Origin of the sequence: Cellulomonas fimi (assembly GCF_028527925.1) — a bacterium.
GTDB lineage: Bacteria > Actinomycetota > Actinomycetes > Actinomycetales > Cellulomonadaceae > Cellulomonas > Cellulomonas fimi_C.
Genome location: NZ_JAPESW010000004.1, coordinates 75,114 through 93,987, shown reverse-complemented (window position 1 = coordinate 93,987; position 18,874 = coordinate 75,114). Strand labels below are relative to the sequence as shown.

The following is an 18,874-nucleotide window of genomic DNA, read 5'->3' as shown; positions in this document are numbered from 1 at the left end:
ACACCGAAGGTCCCGGATCGGCCCGGCTCAAGCGGATCTCCCGTGGACCTTGATCGAACCTTCACGCGGATCGGACCGCTCACCGATCGAGACCCTCGAGAACGTCGGTACCGTTGATCAAGTGCCCGATCGCTCGACCACTCCTCCGCGCCCTGCAACGCGTCCAGGTCTGACCGCCTGCAGCTTGTGCGCCGGCGAGACCCTGGGTGACGACGACCCGCTGGAAGGTGGGCAGCTCGCGCGGCTCAAGGCGCTGCGCAGTCGCGGGCTTGCCGACCTCACGTTGTCGGAGTGCCTCGACGAGTGCGAGCGCGGCGACGTCGTCGTCGCGCGACCGAGCGTCGTGGGCCGACGCTCTGCGGGCCGGCCGGTGTGGTTCGAGCGTCTTGCAGGCGACGGCCTTACCCGTGAGCTCGAGCGATGGCTCGAGCAGGGCGGTCCGGGCGTCGCCGAGCAACCCGCGGCGCTGCTGGCGTTGCAGATCGACCGATCGCAGCCGGAGTATCCGCCGGCCGAGTGATCCGCCTGTCGGCGGAGTCGCGGCGCTATCCGCATGGCCGGTAGCCGTCAGTCTCGCGTATAGCGATCGACCCACGCCGTGGACGAGCGCCGAACGTCGGGCGCCGGCCAATGAAGCAACCCGGCGCAGCGAGCACCGTGCGCCAGGTCGCGGCCCGCCGCACAGTCGGCGCAAGCTGACCGGCGTTCCTGGCCGGGCGCGGACGAACGTGGAGTGTCAGCCCGACGGCCTAGCCTGCCGTCCATGAGATCTGACGAGAGCGGCGCCACGCTTCATGACTGCCACCGTTGAGACGCCTGCCGGCGCTGCGTCGCCAGCAATCGATGCGGCGGGGCCCGGTCGGGCTTCATCCGACGAAGTCGCCGTGCCGGTGGCCCGAGGTAGGCGTCGGGGCTTGACGAAACTTGGGTTCACGGCTGAGGAGCTCGCCCGCCTCACCGACAACGAGATCGCCCTGCTGGCTCAGTGGCTCAGCCGCGTTGACCTGTTGACGGTCTATTTGTGGGCCGCAGGCCCGACGTGCATCGTTGTCGTACTCAGAGGAGACGCAGCGTTTGTCAATCGCGTGGCGTTCGCAGCTGTGCTGAGTGTCGTCCTGTACTCGGGTCTCGCCCTGACCGCTCTTCTACGTGCCCGCTGGGGTAGCCCCGAGTGGCGCCTCGGACGAACCGCGCGGCGCCTTCTGCGCGCGAGCCAGTCGAGCGCGGGCTACACGAGACGTCGGCGCGAACTCCTAGGCAAGCGAGCCGTGCGTCGCGATCTAGAGAAGTCGACGGGGTACCGCCTGACGATCACCGACGTCTCGGGCGAGGACTTCAAGGCTCGAGTTCGTGACGTCATGCTCAACCAGGTTCAGGGCGCGTACTTGGGCGAAGGACGCGGGGGTGCGGGGCGCGGGAGCATTCCGTGGGCGACCGCGTTGCCTGCGCTAGCCGCAATCGCGACCGCAATCACGACGATCGTGAAGTCTGTCTGGTCATAGCGGGTGGGCGGTGCCGATGCGCCGTCGGACGGCGGGCAGCGCCTGACTGTGTGTGGATGGGCCTGTCAATCGATCACCACGTCGTGGCGGTCTCTGGCGACGACGAGCCCGTTCTTGACCACGTACACCTCGACGTAGTGACGGCCGCGGTAGAGCGTCGTCTCCGTCCGCGACATCGTCCCGTCGTCCGGGATGAGCCCTCCGCGGAGATTGCCAGCGGCCTCGGGCCCTGTGTTGCGGACCTTCCAATAGACGTCGAAAGGGCCCGGCACGTCGGTTCTTGCGGTGAACGTCAACGAGCGCTGCTTGCCGATCGATCGAAACAGGCGCAACGGGCCCGCGCGGAATCCGTTCTTCTTCCCGACGACTGCGTCGATCCGCACTGAGTACCCGGTACGCACCGCTATGAACAGTTCGTCGATGTACTGCTCCTCGGGCGCGCGAGGGATTGCCTCGGCAATGACGGGTGGCGCCGATGCAACGAGCGTCGTGGTCGTGGGTGCCTTGAAGCTCGTACCGAACACGCGCTGCCACGCCGTGATGCTCTTCTGCTTGTCGACCTCTCTATAGGCTTCGGTCACCCAGGCTGAGTACTGCGAGATCCGTTCGCGAAAGTTCTCGTACTTGCCCTGGTCCCAGCGGTGGTTGAAGTAGGTCCCAGGGCAGCTGGGGTCCTCGAGGACCGGCATCGTCTGGTGCACCTGTAGCCAAGCGTCGAGGTCGGCCAGCATGTGCATCAGAGCCGTGGGGACGTCCCCGTACCGTGCGTCGGCGTCCCACGCGCTCACGCGCTCGGCGACGAGGAGGGTGAGGATGACTGAGGGCACGCTGAACGTCTGCTTGTAGTCGCGCAAGTACTTCAGCAGACGGATCACCTTGCGCAGGTTCCCGTGCGCCAGGGTGTCGCGTTCCTTCATCCAGGCGGTGTAGCCGGCGGGGTTGGTGTCCTCAAACTTCGCCTCGGCGTAGTTCACGATCACCTGGCGCCCGTCGGCAAGGTGGATGTACGGCACGACATCGACGTGGCAGTCGTTCGCGTACATGATCCGAACGCACCGGTTCTTCTTTCGGACCTTCTCCTTGTAAGTGGTGGAAGCTCGCAGAGCAGCCCGCACTTCACGGAGGTACTGCTGCTGCGTCCACTCGGGGACTTCCTCCAGACGGACGAGGACGTCGGCGTCGAACTCGTGATCATTGAGGGGCCGGATGATGGTCCTGTGAGCCCAAGATCCTTGCGGTACATGTTCGAGAATCTTCTTCCCGATGGCGGAGTCGCTCTCGAGCACGCTCACGATGGCAGCAACGCGCTCATCAAGGAGATCCAAACGTGACTGATTGAGGTCGACCGTGTCTTCGAGGAACGCCTTGAAGTACTGAGTCAGCTTCACGAGATCTCCAGCACCGGGGTGTACCCCGAGTCGGTGCGGTCGTAGATGAGGAAGGGTGGGTGGACGTGCGGATCGCGAGCGCGTCCAAGCGCGACTCCCGCGGAGAGGGGCATGGCGGCGAAGACATGGAGAACCGACAAGTGCTTGTCCGTGACCTCGAGCCGCGAGAGTAGGGCGCGAACAGTCTCGGTGAACGCGTCCAGGGCGGCCGGGGAACTGATGGTCTCGACCCCTGGAGTCTGACCGACCGGCGTCATGACATGGCGCGGCAGATCGGCAACCTCTTGCGGCAACTCGTCGGGCTGGATGGTCCCGGAAACGTTCAGAACCAGCGCCGCGCCGACCGGCTCGCCCGCATCGGCAGATTCGTCGATCGGGGGCGACTCAACCGCGAACGCTGGAACGGACGTGACCTCGGGCCAGGCCCAGCCGTTGGTGGAGCGGTGCCGCTGGTAGATGGCGACCTCGTAGGTGTCGTCAAGGCGGCTCCCCAGGTAGACCAGAAGAGGGAGCCGGGCGAACGCGAACAGACTCAAGTGGCGAACGTGCTCCCCGCGAACAGCTTGATTGAGTTTGTGCTCGATGACCTCGTCGATGGCTGCCGTCGCAGCGGTCCAGTAGATCTCGGTGCCCTCCGCGGGGAGGTGGCGGAGGTCGATCTCAAAGCCGTACTGCTCGTAGCTGAGCGGGAACTCCGGGAACCGGTCGTCCGAGTGAAGCACCGCAGCAGAGGCGGTCGGCTTGGACAGCTCGACGACGTTCCCACGAACCGCGCCGATCATCCGGACGACCGCGGTGCCCCTACTGCGGTCCAAGCCGGTCATCCGCCGGACCCAGTCCTCGTGGCTGTGCTTGATCTTGCGGAGGCGGTCGACGGTCAGGGTGTCCAGGGCGCCGTTGCGGTCGATCTCGTCATGATCGTCTGCGCACACGAGCATCAGGTTCTCGGCGAGGTCACGTTCGGCCACAGGGAGGTCGTAATCGCCGCGCGGCGAACCCTTGGTGGTCTGCTGACCGACGATGTGGGCAAGCTCGCCGAGCGAGAACTCCTCGTGAGTGAGCTTCCCCTCGAGCAGGTAGCGGCCGCAGACGGCGCAGCGGCCGCCCGAGCGAACCCACACCCGCATCCGTTCGGGGGTAGGGATCTTGCGCCTCACCAACGAGCTCACCGTCCTCGCCCTCTCGTCCGGTCTTCGCCAGGGACGCTATCGGCCGGCACCGACACTTCTGCACGAGGTGGTGTCGCCGAGCCGCGTGCGGACGAGGGGGCGAGGGCTCTCGTCCGCCCCCGATAGTCAGCCGGCATCGCGCCTGGAGAGGGCACTGACTCGTCTGGCACTAGGGCTGGCCGCGTGAGTCCCGTCGGGTGTTCAGCCGCCGACCCGCACTCCCAGGAGTGTGGGCGATCGGATCCGGACCGTGAGCGCGGCGGCGCTGTTGTGGTCATGACGCTGCACCGGCTCACCGCAGGGGCGGGTTACCGCTACCTGCTCCGGCACATTGCCACGGGTGACTGCGAGCGGCGCGGACCGTCGCCCATGACTACGTACTACGCCGCCTCGGGCAACCCACCGGGCCGTTGGCTGGGGCGTGGGCTAGGTGCGCTAGGCCGCCGCACCGGGACCGCCGTGGCCGTCGGGGTGGAGCAGGGCACAGTGGTAGCGGAGGAGGGGATGGCGCGGCTCTTCAGCCATGGTCTGGACCCGTCGACTGGCGTGCCGCTCGGTCGGCGCTACTCTCCGGCGGCACCACCGGCCGATCGCGTCGCGGCCCAGGTGCGCGCTCTTCCCGGCGATCTCATCGCGGAGGCGAGACAGCGGGCGGTCGACGCGATCACGAGGGTTGAGCTGGCGAGGGAGTCGTCGCCCTGCATCGCAGGCTTCGATCTCACGTTCACGGTGATGAAGTCGGTGTCGACTCTCTGGGCCGTCGCTGACGAAAAGACGCAGGCCGCGGTGTACTCGGCGCACCGGCGAGCCGTGGGGGCATCGCTCCGGTTCCTCGAGGACCGTGCGCTCTTTACGAGGACCGGCGCCGCGGGATGCCGGCAGGAGTCGACCGGCGGTGCTGTGGCGGCGGCGTTCGACCACTGGGACTCCCGGGCCGGTGACCCGAACCTCCATACGCACCTGGTAGTGGCCAACAAGGTGCAGGGGCGCGATGGCGCGTGGAGGTCACTCGACTCGCGGGCGCTGCACCACGCGGTCGTCACGATCAGCGAGCTGTACGAAGCCCTACTCGTCGACGAGCTAGCGCGCAGCCTGCCGGTGCGGTGGAGCTGGCGTTCCCGTGGGCCGAGGCGCACGCCCGCGTTCGAGCTCGACGGCGTCGGTGACGAGCTCATGGCGGCGTTCTCGCAGCGTTCGACCCAGATCGACGCGGCGATGACGACGGAGGTCGCGGACTTCACGGCGAGGCATGGGCGAGCGCCGAACCGGATCGAGATCGTCCGACTGCGTCAGCAGGTCGCTCGTGCTACGCGGCCAGCGAAGAAGGTCCGCGCGCTGGGGCGGCTCGTCGAGCGATGGAGGCACCGGGCAGCCACGGTGACGGGGGAGTCGCCCGAGCAGCTCACCTCCCGCGTCATCGGCGCGTCATTGATGCGACCCGTCCAGCGATTCGAGGTCGCCCCGGCTGTGCTGGATGTCCTTGCGGCGCGCGTGCTCGACGGCGTGCGCGAGCGGCGATCGACTTGGACCCGTTGGAACGTGATGGCTGAGGCACTGCGCGTCACCAAGCCGCTCATCGCCGCGAGCGTGGCAGACCGGCTGCGGATTGTCGACGACGTGTGCGACGCCGCCTTGCGACGTTGCGTCAGCCTCGAGGCCGCGCCAGCGTTCCCGTCGTCGGGACGCTACGCGCGTGAGGACGGGTCGAGCGTGTTCGAGCGTCCAGGCGAGCACACCTTCACCGACATCGTCATCCTCGATGCTGAGCACACGCTCCTCGCCGCAGCCGCCGACACGTCGGCGCCGACGTCACGCATGATGCGCGCTGACGACGCCCTCGAGCTGGCGTCAGACCAGCTCGCCGCAGTCGCTTCGATCTCCTCCTCGGGGAGGTTGGTGGACGCCCTGGTCGGGCCGGCGGGTTCGGGCAAGACGACCGCGCTCGCCGCCCTTCGCCACGTGTGGGAACGGCAGCACGGGCACGGATCGGTGATCGGCCTCGCGCCCTCCGCCTCTGCGGCAGCAAACCTCGCGGGAGCGCTCGGCATCGCATGCGAGAACACCGCCAAATGGCGTCACGAGACGAATGGCTTGGGCGGCGAGCAGCGCCGCGCCGTCATCCAGCGACTGATCGACGAGAGGTCGGCGATTGGCGGCGACGTACGCCGGCTACGGCTGCTCGACACTGCACTGATGAGCCTCACGCGCGAGGCGCGACGGTGGCAGATCAGGGATGGTCAGCTGGTCATCGTCGACGAGGCGTCGCTCGCCGGGACGCTCATGCTGCGCGAGCTCGTCGACCAGGTCGCCCGGGCACGCGGCAAGGTGCTGCTTGTCGGCGATCACCAGCAGCTGTCCGCTGTCGATGCCGGTGGTGCCTTTGGACTAATCGTCGACAGGACCGGGGGAGCGCACCTACGCACGCTGTGGCGGTTCGCGGAGGGGTGGGAGGCGCGCGCGACCATCCGGCTGCGAGCCGGCGACGTGCGCGTGCTGGACGAGTACGAGGACGCCGGGCGGCTGCGCGCCGGACCGGCCGAGTCGATGCTCGAGGAGGCGTACGCCGCGTGGTCCGCGGACGTGGCGTCGGGCGCGACGACGATCCTGCTGGCGCCCGACGCGGCGACGGTCGCGGCGCTGAACACGCGCGCCCACAACGACCGGGTGCAGGATGGCCTGGTCGCGCGGGACGGTGTGACCACCAAGAGCGGCACGATGATCTGCGTCGGAGACCGGGTGGTGACTCGCCTCAACGACCGCGGGCTCCGCGCCGCACACGGCCACGTCAGGAACGGCGACCTCTGGGACGTGAAGGGCGTGGGGGCCGACGGCCACCTCGTCGTCGTCGCGGCGAGGACTGCGCTGGCGAGGCGAGGCGTCGTCGGCACGGCGGGCTCCGATGAGGCGCGGTCAGTGACGTTGCCGCCGGCCTACGTGACGGACAGCGTCGACCTCGCCTACGCGACCACGACACATCGCGCGCAGGGGGTCACGGTCGACCTCGCCCACGTCCTCGTCCACCCCGGCATGACGCGCGAGAACCTGTACGTCGCCATGACGCGGGGAAGGCGCAGCAATCGCCTCTACGTCTCGGTCGATCCCGTCAACCCCGAGTGCGACGAGCTGCCGGATCCCCATGCCGCCGGTGACGCTCACGAGATTCTCGAGGGCATCCTCGCGACCAGCGGCGCGGAACTGTCGGCGACGGCCACGATCGCCCGACGTGAGTCGGAGTCGACGTCGGTGCGTCGACTCGAACCGATCATCCGCACCATCTACGCCGACGCCGCGCGCGCCAGGTGGACGGAACGGCTGCACGCCTGCGGCCTCAGCGAGGGAACCGTTCGGCACATCGCGGCGTCGCCCGAGGGCGGCGGGATCTTCATCGCTCTCGACCGCATCGCGGCTCTGACATCGCGCCCGACGGACGTCGTCCGAGGCCTGGTGAAAGGGATCCAGGGCGCTGACGCGTCCACGCGCCTGCTGGCAAGAGCTCGGGCATGGATCGAGCGAGTCGTTGAAGAGCAGGACGCGACGCCGGCTCCCCGATCACGCGCTGGGCTCGACGCAGACGGCATCGAGATTCTCGATCGCGTCGAGGGCCTCATGGCGGAGCACGACGCGGTCCGGAGAACCGCAGACGAGGTGAACGACGAGTCTTGGCTAGGGCTGTGCGCCGATGCAGCCGAACCGGGCATGCCCGACAACGATTGGAGTTTCACTCTTGAGCACCACGTCAACGCCGCGCCGCCAGCCGAGGTTGTGCGCCGTGCCGCCGTTGCGGGGTCGAACGTCATGGGGAGGTGACTCTCGTGAACCGCGATGACGGCCGAGGCGATCTCTTCTACCCGCCGCTACAGATGAACCAGCCGACCGCACTACCCGTGCCGATCGTGTGGTCTGCCCACGCACCGGAGGACCAGGAACTCCTGCTCGAGGAGCTCGATCTCTGGATTGGCTGGCTCGTCGAACGCTTCCAGCTCGACCGCCGCGTCGTCCCGGCATGCTGGCACGACCACACCGAACTCATCGAAGAGTTGTCAGCACTCCACCTCGCGTGGCAAGGGGCTTACGCCACCACCGCCAACGCCGACGCCCCGCTCAGGTGGCTCGAGCAGTTCGCCGCGGCGCGCACGAGGCTGTCAGACTGCGTGGCACGCAGCGGTTGCCGCCCGGCTGAGCACCGGACTCGGGGCTGATTTTCCGCCGCCGCGGGCGTTCTTTCAGGAGCGCACGGCGTGGGGAGGCACTGCCGGGGTCGAGGACCTCGCTGCCCCGCCCCTCGACGGCGACGATGAGCACTCGAGTGACCTTGGCTGCTCGCTCGCTGGCACCAGTCCCAATCAACGCCGCGCTGCTCAGGCCGGGGGCGGTCTGGTCGCTCTTTCCCGAGCGTCCGGCGGTCGACGTACCGCCTGCGCCTACATGGCACGACATGCGCGGGCACCGCTTCACGTGCAGGGTCCAGCCCACGCCCGGTCGAAGGAGACGCTCCTCCGACCGGGCAGGTCAAGTTCGCTGACATCGCCATGAGGGTGAGCATCGCACCCACGCCGCCTGTCGGCCGGGCCGAAGAAGCGTCGAGGTCCGCCGTTCTATGCCACCGGGTCGACCAGGTGGGGGCCGTCGTTGCGGACGTTGCCGACGTCGTATCCCACCTGCCGTGGAACCAGGTGGGGCTCCGGGACCGCCGCGAGCAGGTCGCGCACGGCGTCGAGCTCGGTCACCGTGGGGTTCAGCCACGCGTCAACGAGGTCGGCCGGCAGCAGCAGCGGTGAGCGGTCGTGGATGTGCCCGGTGGAGTCGGTCGCGGTGGTGGTGATGACCGTGAAGGTCCACATCCACCGCTCGGGGTCGTCCTTGTCCTTCGCCGGGTCGGGCCACAACTCGTACAGGCCGGCCGCCGCCAGCGGCGCCTCGTCGGGGGAGTGCAGGTAGTACGGCGTCTTGCGCTTGGAGCCGGCCAGCGGGGCGCCCCACTCGTAGTAGCCGTCCATCGGCACCACCGCCCGCCGGGCGAGGGCGGCGCGGCGGAAGCTCGGCTTGTCGGTGATCGTCTCGGCGCGCGCGTTGATGAGCCTGCTGCCGATGGCGGGGTCCTTCGCCCAGGACGGCACCAGGCCCCAGCGCACCGCCCGCAGCTGGCGCACGATCTCGTCGTCCTCGACGCGCTCGAGCACGACCGGGACGACGTTGGTGGGGGCGACGTTCCACGACGGCCCGCCGGCCTCGACGAGCATCTGCTCGACGTCGAGGTCACGGGCGATCTCGTCTGCCGCCCGGGTCTGGGCGTACCTGCCGCACATCGCGCGGCCCGCTAGCCGGGGATGTTCCGCGGGTCGTTGCCGTAGGAGTTCTTCTCGCCGATCGTGCCGTCGAGGTTGTGGATGTGGTGCTCGGTTTGCCGACGCTTGGCTTCCTCGCGCCCGGCCTTCACGGCCTCGTCTTTGCTCGCGTACGCCGCGCCGACCTTGGTGCCGTCGACCTCGTTGACCCAGCCGGAGCCACCCGCCGGCACCGTGTGCACGCCGTTCCCTGCCATCAGTTCCTCCCAACGTCGCGGACGCCCGTCATCGTTGCCTGAGCGGCGGGGAGCCGCCACCCCGCGCGGCCGTCATTCCAACTCTGAGTTCGTCGTCAGCAGGGTGAGCGTCTTGGCGAGGTCGGCGGCAATGCTCTGAGACATCTCGAGATGAAGATCCTGGGTGTGAGCGCCATCGGCGCCCCCGACCTCGACATACAGGTGGATCGGGCGGCTGCCCAGCGTCGTGTCGGTCTCGAAGGTGCGGACCTCGAACCGATATCCCGACACCATGTGAGCGCCGCTGGCGACGCGGTCCGCGCCCATCAGAAAAACGTTCTGTTCATCGTCCCAGCGCCAAGCTTCACCGGCGCGAACTGCGTCGACGTGAGCAGCGCACATCAGCCGCTCAATCCGACGGCCAGTCCCCTCGGCCTCGTACCGGACGACGAATGCGCCCTGGGCGTCGCACCGCAGCACGCTGCACAGCGGGAGGTCGCTGCCAGGAATCGGTCCATCAAACGTCAAGGTCATGTGCGCAGTCTGCCGGGTGGTGGTGACAGCGAGTAGTGCGATCGATTCGGGGGGCGCCGGTGTCAGACCCCGAACGAGCCTGTCGGCCGGTCGTCCCGAGGCAGCGTGACCACGGGCCAGCGCTCCCGCACCAGGTCATTGAGAGCTTGCACAAGGCGCTCGAGTTTGGCGCCCACCTCCTCGAGCGCGCGGAGGTCCACGTTGGTGATGTAACCCTCGGATCTTCGTGGCCACCGGGATACTCGCCCGGCCATGCCGTCGAATGGCCACCACGCACCGTGGACTGCGTCGTTGCGGCGCTCCCTCAAGCGGTTGCGCGCAGCCAGGTCAAGCAGGCGCACAACGCGACGGCCAAGGACGGACTCGGCGGAGTCGACAGCCTCACGTATCGCCGCTTCGAGGCGAAACCACTCCAAGTCGACGTCCACGAACGCGGCACCACGCTCAGGGGAGAGAAGGATCAAGCTCCGCTTGAGCGAGGCCTCAACCTGTCCGCCGGCGACCGTGATGCGACCCACGGCTGCGTAGAGCCGCTCGCGATATTGAGCGTCGGCAGCGCTCGCTCCGCCCTGGCGCTCGACGATCGGTGCGGTCAGCTCCACCGCTGCCTTCCCCGGTGGAAGGGTCAGCTCATAGACCAGGCGGGGTCCGTCGCCAATACGCTCTTCCGCGGAGTACGTGATCGATTCGTCCGTCGGCACCGGGAGGTCAAGCGTGATGCGGCCACGCTCGTCGAGCGTGGCCAAGAAGGTGTCTCCGGGCCTCGGCTCTGGGTTCGACATCGGCACGTTCCCATCATTCCGTTGAGCAGGTCGTAACTCACCGGAAACGATCGGTTTCGGCGGGCTCAGTGGCGGCCGACGTAGACGTCCCCGGAAACGGCGGCCGGTTGCTGCGGGGTATCGGCTGGTTTCGGTTCCGGTGCTGGGTTTCGGTGAAGCCGGCACCTCTGTCGAGACCAGCAACTCGCGATGCGTGTCGGACTGTGGGGTCAGACGTGGCTGGGGTGCTCGTGGCGGCGGTGGCTCGCGGACTCGATCTGGAAGGTGGAGTGCTCGACGGAGACGGGGAAGTGTTCGGCTACGCACTGCTGCAGGTCGTCGAGGATGCGGGCGGCGTGCCCGTCGTTGAAGCAGGTGTCGGTGACGACGACGTGTGCGCTCAGGACCGGCAGGCCGGTCGAGATGAGCGAGGCATGCAGGTCGTGGACTTCCTTGACGTGCTCGAGCTCGAGCAGGTGTCGTCGCACGTCGTCGAGGTCGAGGCCGGCCGGGGCCGACTCGAGTAGGACGCCGCTGGTCTCGCGCAGGAGCTTGAACGCTCGGGGCACGATGAGCACGCCGATGAAGAGACCGGCGACGGCGTCGGCCTGCTGCCACCCTGTGGTGGCGATGACGATGGCGGCGACGATGACGGCGACCGAGCCGAGTGCGTCGTTGAGGACTTCGAGGAACGCGGCGCGCAGGTTGAAGTTCGCGGTGCGGTGCCCGGCGAGCACCAGAAGCGAGGCGATGTTCCCGACGAGTCCGATGACACCGAAGATGACCAGCTCGGTGGAGGGGATCTCGGGTGGGGTGAGCAGGCGCTGGACGCCTTCAATGAGGACGTAGATGCCGACGGCGAGCAGGATCGCGGATTGAGCGAGTGCTGCCAGGACCTCGGCTCGGCGGAAGCCCCAGGTCCGCTGCGGGGTAGGAGGCCGCAGCGAGAGCGACGCGGCGAACAGGGCGAGCAGGAGGCCGCCAGCGTCGGTGAGCATGTGTGCGGTGTCGACGAGCAGCGCGAGGCTTCCGGTCAGCCATGCACCGACGGCCTGGGCGAGCAGAATCGATGTGGTGATGCCGAACGCGATCGCGAGGCGGCCGCGGTGGTCGGGTGCGCCGGCGGTGTGGGCGTGGTCGTGTCCCATCAGATGCCTTCCTTCTGGGCGCTGCCGGTGCCGCTCACGCCGCGCGCACCTTGAGGCGGTGCGGGCGAAGTCGTCCGACGGCGGGGATGAAGCGTCCGACGCGGGCGGCGTAGTCGGCGTAGGTCGGCCCGTGCACGGTGAGCAGGTAGGGCTCCTCGACCACACGGACCTGCAGCTGGACGGCCGCGATCAACGCGGCGAGCGCGAGAGCAGACATCAGTGAGGGCACCATCAGCGTGAGCCCGACCACGGCGGTGACCATCGCGGTGAAGATCGGGTTGCGCACGAGCGCGAACACTCCCGCGGTCACGAGGTCGGTCCGTTCGGCCGCGTCGACGCCGATCCGCCACGACCGGCCCATCGCGACCTGCGCGAGCAGGACGCCAGCGAAGCCGGCGACGGCGACGGCGACGCCGACGAGTGCGACCCACCTCGGCACGGTCACCGTCACATCACCGACGAGCGCGAGGACCGGCGCGAGTGCTACGAGCACGAGCGCGACCACGAACAGCACCCCGCCCCACCAACCGGCGGAGCCCGGCGCGCCGCTGATCCCGCGGAACCCGGCAGAGCCGGTGTCGAGTCGCTGGCGCCAACTGCGCCAGCCGAAGATCACGGCGCAGCCCACGACATAGAGGCCGATCGCGGCGAACGCTCCGGTGTCGGCGGTCATCGGGTGCCCCCGTCGGTCACGTCCGGTTTGCAGCAATCGTCGGCGCAGCGCTCGTCGTCGTCGCCGACGAGCTGGGCGACCGGTGTGCAGCAGGCGTCGCCCTTCCATGCCTCCAGGCCCTCGCACACGGCGAAGCCGGCGATCACGACGGCAGCGAGCGGGTCGGCCCACCACCAGCCGAGTGTGCTGTTCAGGACGAGCCCCACGAGAAGGACGCCGGAGAGGTAGGAGCAGATCAGGGTCTGCTTGGAGTCCGCGATCGCGGAGGCTGATCCGAGCTCGCGGCCCGTGCGACGCTCGAACCACGACAGCGCCGGCATGACCGCCAGGCTCACGGCGGCGAGCACGATGCCGACCGTCGAGTGGTCGGGCTCGGCACCGCCCACGACGGTGCGGACGGCGTCGAGCGTGACGAACAGCGCGAGGCCGAAGAATGAGACCGCGATCGCGAGCATCGCGACCTTCTCCCGGGCCTCGGGGTCGGGTGCGGCGAACTGCCAGGCGACGGCGGCCGCGGAGAGGACCTCGACGACGGAGTCCAGGCCGAAGCCGATCAGCGCCGAGGAGGAGGCCGCACGGCCCGCGGCGATCGCGATGACTGCCTCGACGACGTTGTAGGAGATGGTCGCGGTGACCACCCAGCGGATGCGGCGTTGCAGCACGGCCCGGCGCGCGGCGTCCAGGGGCCGGGGCCCGATCGACAGGGTGCTCATGCGCAGGTGCAGTCCGGGCCGCAGCACTCGGGGTCGACGGCGAGCACCAGGGCGAGCAGGTCACCGAGCGCCGGCGCGAGGTGGGTGTCCGCCAGCCGGTACCAGGTCCGTCGACCGTCCGGGATCGACTCGACCAGCCCGCAGCCGCGCAAGCACGCGAGCTGGTTCGACATCACTTGCCGGGACACGCCCAACGAGTCCGCGAGGTCCGACGGGTAGGCCGGGGCCTCACGCAGCGCGAGCAGGATGCGCGTGCGTGTCTCGTCCGAGAGCGCGTGGCCGAGCCGGGCGAGCGCGGCCGTGTGCGTCAGGGTCACCGTCTCCATGAGCGCGACAGTACACGCCGCGCTGAATTCAGCACGAGTGCAACCGTCCCGGGAACACCTCATCGGATTGGGCCGGCGCCCGCACCTCCGTAGACAGCGGGTGCGAGCCAACTACGGTCTGCACTGTGATCGCGGAGGAGCGCATTGGACGCCCGCCCGGCGGGGTCTCGGATGAGCCGGTCGTCGTTGACGGCGGGGATCTTCGGTGTGCGCGGTTGCTGGTGCTGCTCCGTAACCGGGTAGCGGGCCTTCCTGTGGGAACGGTGGTGCATCTCGTGACGAGCGACCCCGTCGCGCCGATTGACCTGCCTGCGTGGTGTCACATGACCGGCCACGAGTATGTCGGTCGGGTCCGCGGGCAGGAGGTGCCGACGTTCGCCGTGCGAGTGGCCGCCACCGGTGTGCGGACGATGCCGGGGCGGCCGTGGCACGTGGAGGGCGGCTCCGTCAGGGCTTGATGGCGCGGAGCCGCTCGACGGTCCCCGCCTTGAGTCGGTCGGCCTCGGCGATGGTGAAGCCGGTGGCTTCGACGAGCGGGCGTTGCCGGCGCGTCTGGAACTCGCCGGCGAGGCGGCGGGTCGCCTGCTCGACGACCCACTGGGCGCCGTGCAGCGGAGGCCAGGTGCTCGCGACGTGGTCGAGCAGGAGCAGGGTGCCGCCGGGCACGAGCACGCGATGCATCTCTGAGATCGCGCGTTGCGGGTCCGGGATGCTGCACAGCGAGAGCGCGCAGACGGCGGTGTCGAAGGTGGCGCCGTCGAAGGGCAGGTGCGCGGCGTCGCCTTCGTGCAGGTCGATGACACGCCCGAGCTCGCTGGCCCTGCGTGCGGCCAGGGCGAGCATCGCAGGGCTCAGGTCCAGACCGGTGATCGTGGTCTCGCGCGGGTAGAACGACAGGTTGCGGCCTGTCCCGACGGCGACCTCGAGGACCCGTCCGCGCGAGCGGGCGCCGATCCACTGGCGGCCGCCGGTGAACCAGATCCGCTCGTAGAACGCGATCTGCTTGTCGTAGGCGGGCGCCGCCTTGTCCCACACGCGTCGTTGGCGTGCGGTCGGTGTCTCACATGCTTGTGCAGCCGTTCCAGTCATGGTCAGGTCCCTCGTGCGGTGCAGGGAAGGAGGCGGCCGGGTGCAGGGAGGCTGCTGCCTCGACGACTCCCATGGTCGCTTGGCGGATCCTCGCGGATGCGTGTGCCGGATCCGGTTGCCCGGCGTCGAGCCAGGCGATGGTCGCCTCGATGGCGACGGTGGGTGCCAGCTGTGCGGCCCAGCGGGCCAGCGCGGGGTCGGGGATGAGGCGTGAGGTCTGCACCAGAGCTGCTTGGCTGATGGCGGCGCGGAACTGCTCTATCCGCTGCTTGAACTCGACCTCGCGCATTGCGTGCTGGAACAGGAGTCGGAAGCCGGAGGGCGACTCGGTGGCGGCGGCGATCAGGCCGTCGATGCTGGCGTCGGTGAACCCGTGGGCGGGCTCCTCGACATGCGCCTCCAGGCGCGCGCACATCCGGTCGAGGACCGCCTGGTACAGGTCGGCCTTGGACTCGAAGTGCCGGTAGAGGATGACGCGCGTCACCCCGGCGGCGGCGGCGGCGTCGTCCAGGCTCGTCGCGGCGAACCCAGTAGCCGCGAACGCCTCCGTGGCGGCGGCGAGGATCTGCTCGCGGCGCGCTGCGCGTCCCAGTCTCGCGACAGGCGGAGGGTTCACGAGGTCACTTCCGGCGCATGTCAACTTTCGGATGTATCTCTCAAAGTAGACATGCGACGTCGACCCGTCAACACCGCGGTGCCACGACGCGTCGGGGTGGGCCTCAGCCGCGGGAGCGGCGCGTCCAGACCAGGACGGGCAGGAGCAGCAGCGACAGGGCGCCGCCGAGCAGCGACAAGGTGGCGTAGCTGGTCGCCGCCATGACGACTCCCGACATCGCGCCGCCACCGGCGCCGCCGAGCGCGATCAGGACGTCGATTGAGCCCTGGGTCCGCGCACGGTTGGCCGGGACGGTCGCGTCCACGACCAGCGCCGTCCCGGAGATGAGCCCGAAGTTCCAGCCCAGGCCGAGCAGGGCGAGTGCGACGATCAGCCACGGCATGGAGTCGGCGGGGGCGAGCGCGGCGGTCGCGCCGGCGAGAAGCAGCGTGATCGCGGCGGCCACCGCCATGGGGACGCGCCCGACCCGGTCGACCAACCGGCCTGTGACCAGCGACGGCAGGTACATCGCGCCGACGTGGATGCCGATGACGAGCCCGATGGCGCTCATGCCGTGGTGGTGGGCGCGCATGTGGACCGGCGTCATCGTCATGACCGCGATCATCGCGACCTGCGTGAGGACCATGACGACGGCACCGACGGTGGCGCCGATCCCGGGTCGCTGCGGTGGAGCTGCCTCTGCCGCATCCGGCATGGGCTGGTCGGCGAGGTCGCGTGCGACGAGGAAGGGGTCAGGGCGCAGCAGGGCGAGCAGCACACCGCCCGCGGCGACATAGGCCACGCCCGCCAGAAGGAACGGCCCGGCCAGGGCAGGCAGGCCGAGCGCGGTCGCCGTCGCCCCGAGGGGGGTGACGAGGTTGGGTCCGGCGACCGCGCCGACCGTCGTGGAGACCATCGCGACGGACACGGCGGTTCCCCGCCGGTGCGCGGGCGCCAGGTCGGTGCCGGCGTAGCGGGCCTGGAGGTTTGTCGCAGTGCCCGCCCCGTAGACGAACAGCGCCACGAACAGCAGCGGCACGTTGCCGAGCGCGGCAGCGAGGACCACGGCGAGCGCACCGACACCTCCGGCCCCGAAGCCCAGTGCGAGCCCGATGCGGCGGCCACGACGCTGCGTCACGCGCCCGACGAGGAACGCCGCCACTGCCGCACCGAGCGTGAACAGCGCCGCCGGCAGCCCCGACATGCTTTGCGCACCGAGCATCTGCTCTGCGAGCAGCGCGCCGACGGTGATCCCCGCAGCCAAGCCGGCACCGCCGAGGACCTGGCTGGCGACCACGACCCACAGGGTGCGGCGCTGGAGGGCCTCGCGGGCAGTCGCGTCGCGGTAGCCGGGGGCGACCTCGGTCAGCTCAGGCGACACCATCGAGGGCCACCGCCTTGCTCGCGCGCCACTCGACGACTCCTTCGTCCATGGCGACCGCGTCGAGGCCGTGCTCGCGCATGAGATGCGCGGCCTCGCGGGCGAGGCGGCAGAACTCGCCGCGGCAGTAGACGACGACGGACCGGTCGGCGGGCAGCTCGTGCACCCGGGCCGGCAGGTCGGCCAGCGGGATGGAGATGGCGCCGGGGAAGTGACCGGTGTCGAACTCCGAGCGCGGGCGCACGTCGACGACCGTCATGGACTCGGTCACGGCACCGGGGTCGATGGTTCCGCCGGCGGCGCTCGGCGCGCCGAGGTAGTCGTCGAGCGTGTCGCGCAGCGCTGGCGAACGGCGCAGGGCGACTCGCTTGGCGGCCACGTAGAGCTCGGCGACGTCGTCGCCAGCGAGCTGGTAATAGATGGTGGTGCGCTCACGTCGGGTCCGCACGAGGCCGGCCTGCTTCAGGTTCTGCAGGTGGGCCGACGTCGTGGTCACGGCCATGCCGGACATGCGGGCGAGTTCCTCGACCGAGTGCTCGCCCTGGGCCATCAGCTCGACGAGCTCGAGACGGTGGCCGTTGGCGATGGCCTTGACGACCACGGCGAGCGCGTCGAAGACGTCACCCTTCGCAGTGTTCCTGAAATCCATGGAATAGAAGATACAGTGTTGGGAGAGGTGGGGCATCAAGCGTGGGGAGGCGTCGGATGAGGCAGGTGCCGAGGGTCGAGGGCGAGGCCGAGGCCGAGGCCGAACACGTCGTGCAGCGCCGGTCCGCTGAGCGGGGACCAGGTGTCGGCGTTCTGATGCGCGACCTGGAACCGCTTAGTGCCCGTCCGGCGGCTCTCGTGGGGGCACCGGTATACGCGGATTACAACGCCACCACACCGGTCGACCCCGCCGTCCTCGAGGCGATGCTGCCGTTCCTGTCCGTGGGATTCGGCAACCCCTCGAGCACCCACTCCTTTGGACGCGCTGCGCGCGATGCGCTGACCGGCGCGCGCAGCCAGATCGCCGCCCTGCTCGATGCTGACGACCCCAGCACGATCGTCCTGACCGGCAGCGGGTCCGAGGCCGACGCCCTCGCCATCCGCGGTGCGGTGCTCGCCTCGCCACGCCTCCACACCGGTGCACACGTCATCACCCAGGCCACGGAGCACCCCGCCGTCCTGGCCGCGGTCGACTACCTGCGCGAGCTGCACGACGTCCGCGTGACCGTCATACCCGTCGACGAGACCGGTCGCGTCGAACCCGAGGCAGTCGCGTCCGCCATCACCGAGCAGACCGTCCTGGTCTCCGTCATGCATGCCAACAACGAGACCGGCACGGTGCAACCCATCGCCCAGATCGCCGAGATCGCGCACCGCCACGGCGCACTGATGCACACTGACGCCGCCCAGTCCGTCGGCAAGCTCCCCGTCAGCGTCAAGGAGCTCGGGGTCGACCTGCTCACGGTGGTCGGGCACAAGATGTACGCGCCCAAGGGGGTCGGCGCCCTGTACGTCGCGCCGGGAACGCCCCTGCGACCCGTCGTCGACGGCGGTGGCCAGGAAGCAGGACGGCGCGCCGGCACCGAGAACGTCGCCTACGCAGTCGGTCTCGGCGTCGCGGCCGACCTTGCCGCGCAGGCCCTGGCCGCCGGGGAGAGCGAGCGGCTTCGCCGCCTCCGCGACCGCCTGCACCAGCTTCTCGAGGCGTCTCTACCCGGGCGGGTCCACCTCAACGGGCACCCCGAGCACCGGCTGCCGAACACGTTGAACGTCAGCATCACCGACGCCCGCGCCCTCACCGTGCTGAACGACCTACACGACGTGGCCGCCTCGGCGGGCTCCGCATGCCACGCCGGAACAGACCGGCCCTCGGACGTACTCACCGCCATGGGCATGTCACGCGAGCGCGCCCTCTCGGCGCTGCGGCTATCGCTGGGCCGATGGACGAGCCCTGCCGACGTTGCGTGCGTTGCCGACCGCATCGCAGCGGAAGCCAGACCGGTCGAGAGGTTGCCCCGTTGACGGATGGCGCCCGACTACGGGAGTTGTCGATACCCACAACTCGCCGAATCTGATCGTTTCCGGT

Annotated in this window: 19 protein-coding genes; 5 read left to right on the top strand and 14 right to left on the bottom strand. The window is 69.4% G+C overall.

Annotated elements, in window-relative coordinates:
* Positions 1–121: 121 nt before the first annotated feature.
* Positions 122–520: a hypothetical protein gene (locus OMK64_RS03450; RefSeq protein ID WP_272726576.1), complete on the top strand. Its 399-nt coding sequence runs from the start codon at positions 122–124 to the stop codon at positions 518–520.
* Positions 521–1,567: 1,047 nt separating this feature from the next.
* Here OMK64_RS03450 and OMK64_RS03445 read toward each other — a convergent pair.
* Entirely contained in the window at positions 1,568–2,890 is a 1,323-nt protein-coding gene (locus tag OMK64_RS03445; protein ID WP_272726575.1) for an SMODS domain-containing nucleotidyltransferase, read from the bottom strand.
* Positions 2,887–4,047 carry an SAVED domain-containing protein gene (locus OMK64_RS03440; RefSeq protein ID WP_272726574.1) on the bottom strand — a complete coding sequence of 387 codons (1,161 nt, stop codon included), beginning with the start codon at positions 4,045–4,047 and terminating at the stop codon, positions 2,887–2,889. Before OMK64_RS03440 ends, OMK64_RS03445 begins: the two co-directional genes overlap by 4 nt.
* Before the next feature lie 288 nt (positions 4,048–4,335).
* Here OMK64_RS03440 and mobF point away from each other — a divergent pair, with 288 nt between their 5' ends.
* A complete protein-coding gene (gene mobF / locus OMK64_RS03435; RefSeq protein WP_272726573.1) occupies positions 4,336–7,866 on the top strand; it encodes a MobF family relaxase in 3,531 nt (1,176 codons plus the stop codon).
* 5 nt (positions 7,867–7,871) lie between these two features.
* The gene (locus tag OMK64_RS03430; protein ID WP_272726572.1) at positions 7,872–8,258 is read left to right on the top strand and encodes a hypothetical protein; all 387 of its coding nucleotides are present in this window, start codon (positions 7,872–7,874) and stop codon (positions 8,256–8,258) included.
* 396 nt (positions 8,259–8,654) lie between these two features.
* Here the strand turns inward: OMK64_RS03430 and OMK64_RS03425 are convergent, their stop codons facing one another.
* From OMK64_RS03425 to OMK64_RS03390, 8 genes are all read right to left on the bottom strand, one after another.
* Positions 8,655–9,365 carry an SOS response-associated peptidase gene (locus OMK64_RS03425; RefSeq protein ID WP_272726571.1) on the bottom strand — a complete coding sequence of 237 codons (711 nt, stop codon included), beginning with the start codon at positions 9,363–9,365 and terminating at the stop codon, positions 8,655–8,657.
* 11 nt (positions 9,366–9,376) lie between these two features.
* Positions 9,377–9,601: a DUF2188 domain-containing protein gene (locus tag OMK64_RS03420; RefSeq protein WP_272726570.1), complete on the bottom strand. Its 225-nt coding sequence runs from the start codon at positions 9,599–9,601 to the stop codon at positions 9,377–9,379.
* A gap of 72 nt (positions 9,602–9,673) precedes the next feature.
* Positions 9,674–10,114 carry a hypothetical protein gene (locus tag OMK64_RS03415; protein WP_272726569.1) on the bottom strand — a complete coding sequence of 147 codons (441 nt, stop codon included), beginning with the start codon at positions 10,112–10,114 and terminating at the stop codon, positions 9,674–9,676.
* Positions 10,115–10,176: 62 nt separating this feature from the next.
* A complete protein-coding gene (locus OMK64_RS03410) occupies positions 10,177–10,902 on the bottom strand; it encodes a hypothetical protein (protein ID WP_272726568.1) in 726 nt (241 codons plus the stop codon).
* A 203-nt stretch (positions 10,903–11,105) separates the two neighbouring features.
* Complete coding sequence (locus OMK64_RS03405) at positions 11,106–12,023, bottom strand: cation diffusion facilitator family transporter (protein WP_272726567.1); 918 nt, start codon at positions 12,021–12,023, stop codon at positions 11,106–11,108.
* A gap of 34 nt (positions 12,024–12,057) precedes the next feature.
* Positions 12,058–12,696 (bottom strand): methyltransferase family protein, encoded by a 639-nt coding sequence (locus tag OMK64_RS03400; protein WP_272726566.1) that lies wholly within the window; start codon positions 12,694–12,696, stop codon positions 12,058–12,060.
* Complete coding sequence (locus tag OMK64_RS03395) at positions 12,693–13,409, bottom strand: cation diffusion facilitator family transporter (RefSeq protein ID WP_272726565.1); 717 nt, start codon at positions 13,407–13,409, stop codon at positions 12,693–12,695. Before OMK64_RS03395 ends, OMK64_RS03400 begins: the two co-directional genes overlap by 4 nt.
* Positions 13,406–13,735 (bottom strand): ArsR/SmtB family transcription factor, encoded by a 330-nt coding sequence (locus OMK64_RS03390; protein ID WP_272726564.1) that lies wholly within the window; start codon positions 13,733–13,735, stop codon positions 13,406–13,408. Before OMK64_RS03390 ends, OMK64_RS03395 begins: the two co-directional genes overlap by 4 nt.
* Before the next feature lie 125 nt (positions 13,736–13,860).
* Here OMK64_RS03390 and OMK64_RS03385 point away from each other — a divergent pair, with 125 nt between their 5' ends.
* The gene (locus OMK64_RS03385; protein ID WP_272726563.1) at positions 13,861–14,193 is read left to right on the top strand and encodes a sulfurtransferase TusA family protein; all 333 of its coding nucleotides are present in this window, start codon (positions 13,861–13,863) and stop codon (positions 14,191–14,193) included.
* Here OMK64_RS03385 and OMK64_RS03380 read toward each other — a convergent pair.
* The 4 genes from OMK64_RS03380 to OMK64_RS03365 all read right to left on the bottom strand — a co-directional run bounded on the left by OMK64_RS03380 (position 14,183) and on the right by OMK64_RS03365 (position 17,485).
* Positions 14,183–14,770, bottom strand: a complete 588-nt coding sequence (locus OMK64_RS03380; RefSeq protein WP_272726562.1) for a class I SAM-dependent methyltransferase — start codon at positions 14,768–14,770, stop codon at positions 14,183–14,185. The genes OMK64_RS03385 and OMK64_RS03380 overlap by 11 nt on opposite strands.
* A gap of 25 nt (positions 14,771–14,795) precedes the next feature.
* Positions 14,796–15,440 carry a TetR/AcrR family transcriptional regulator gene (locus OMK64_RS03375; RefSeq protein ID WP_272726561.1) on the bottom strand — a complete coding sequence of 215 codons (645 nt, stop codon included), beginning with the start codon at positions 15,438–15,440 and terminating at the stop codon, positions 14,796–14,798.
* Between the two features lie 103 nt (positions 15,441–15,543).
* Positions 15,544–16,803, bottom strand: coding sequence for an MFS transporter (locus OMK64_RS03370; RefSeq protein ID WP_272726560.1), 1,260 nt, complete (start codon positions 16,801–16,803; stop codon positions 15,544–15,546).
* A complete protein-coding gene (locus OMK64_RS03365) occupies positions 16,790–17,485 on the bottom strand; it encodes a metalloregulator ArsR/SmtB family transcription factor (protein WP_272726559.1) in 696 nt (231 codons plus the stop codon). The genes OMK64_RS03370 and OMK64_RS03365 overlap by 14 nt, the downstream gene beginning before the upstream one ends.
* A gap of 20 nt (positions 17,486–17,505) precedes the next feature.
* Here OMK64_RS03365 and OMK64_RS03360 point away from each other — a divergent pair, with 20 nt between their 5' ends.
* The gene (locus tag OMK64_RS03360; RefSeq protein ID WP_272726558.1) at positions 17,506–18,810 is read left to right on the top strand and encodes a cysteine desulfurase family protein; all 1,305 of its coding nucleotides are present in this window, start codon (positions 17,506–17,508) and stop codon (positions 18,808–18,810) included.
* Positions 18,811–18,874: the final 64 nt, after the last annotated feature.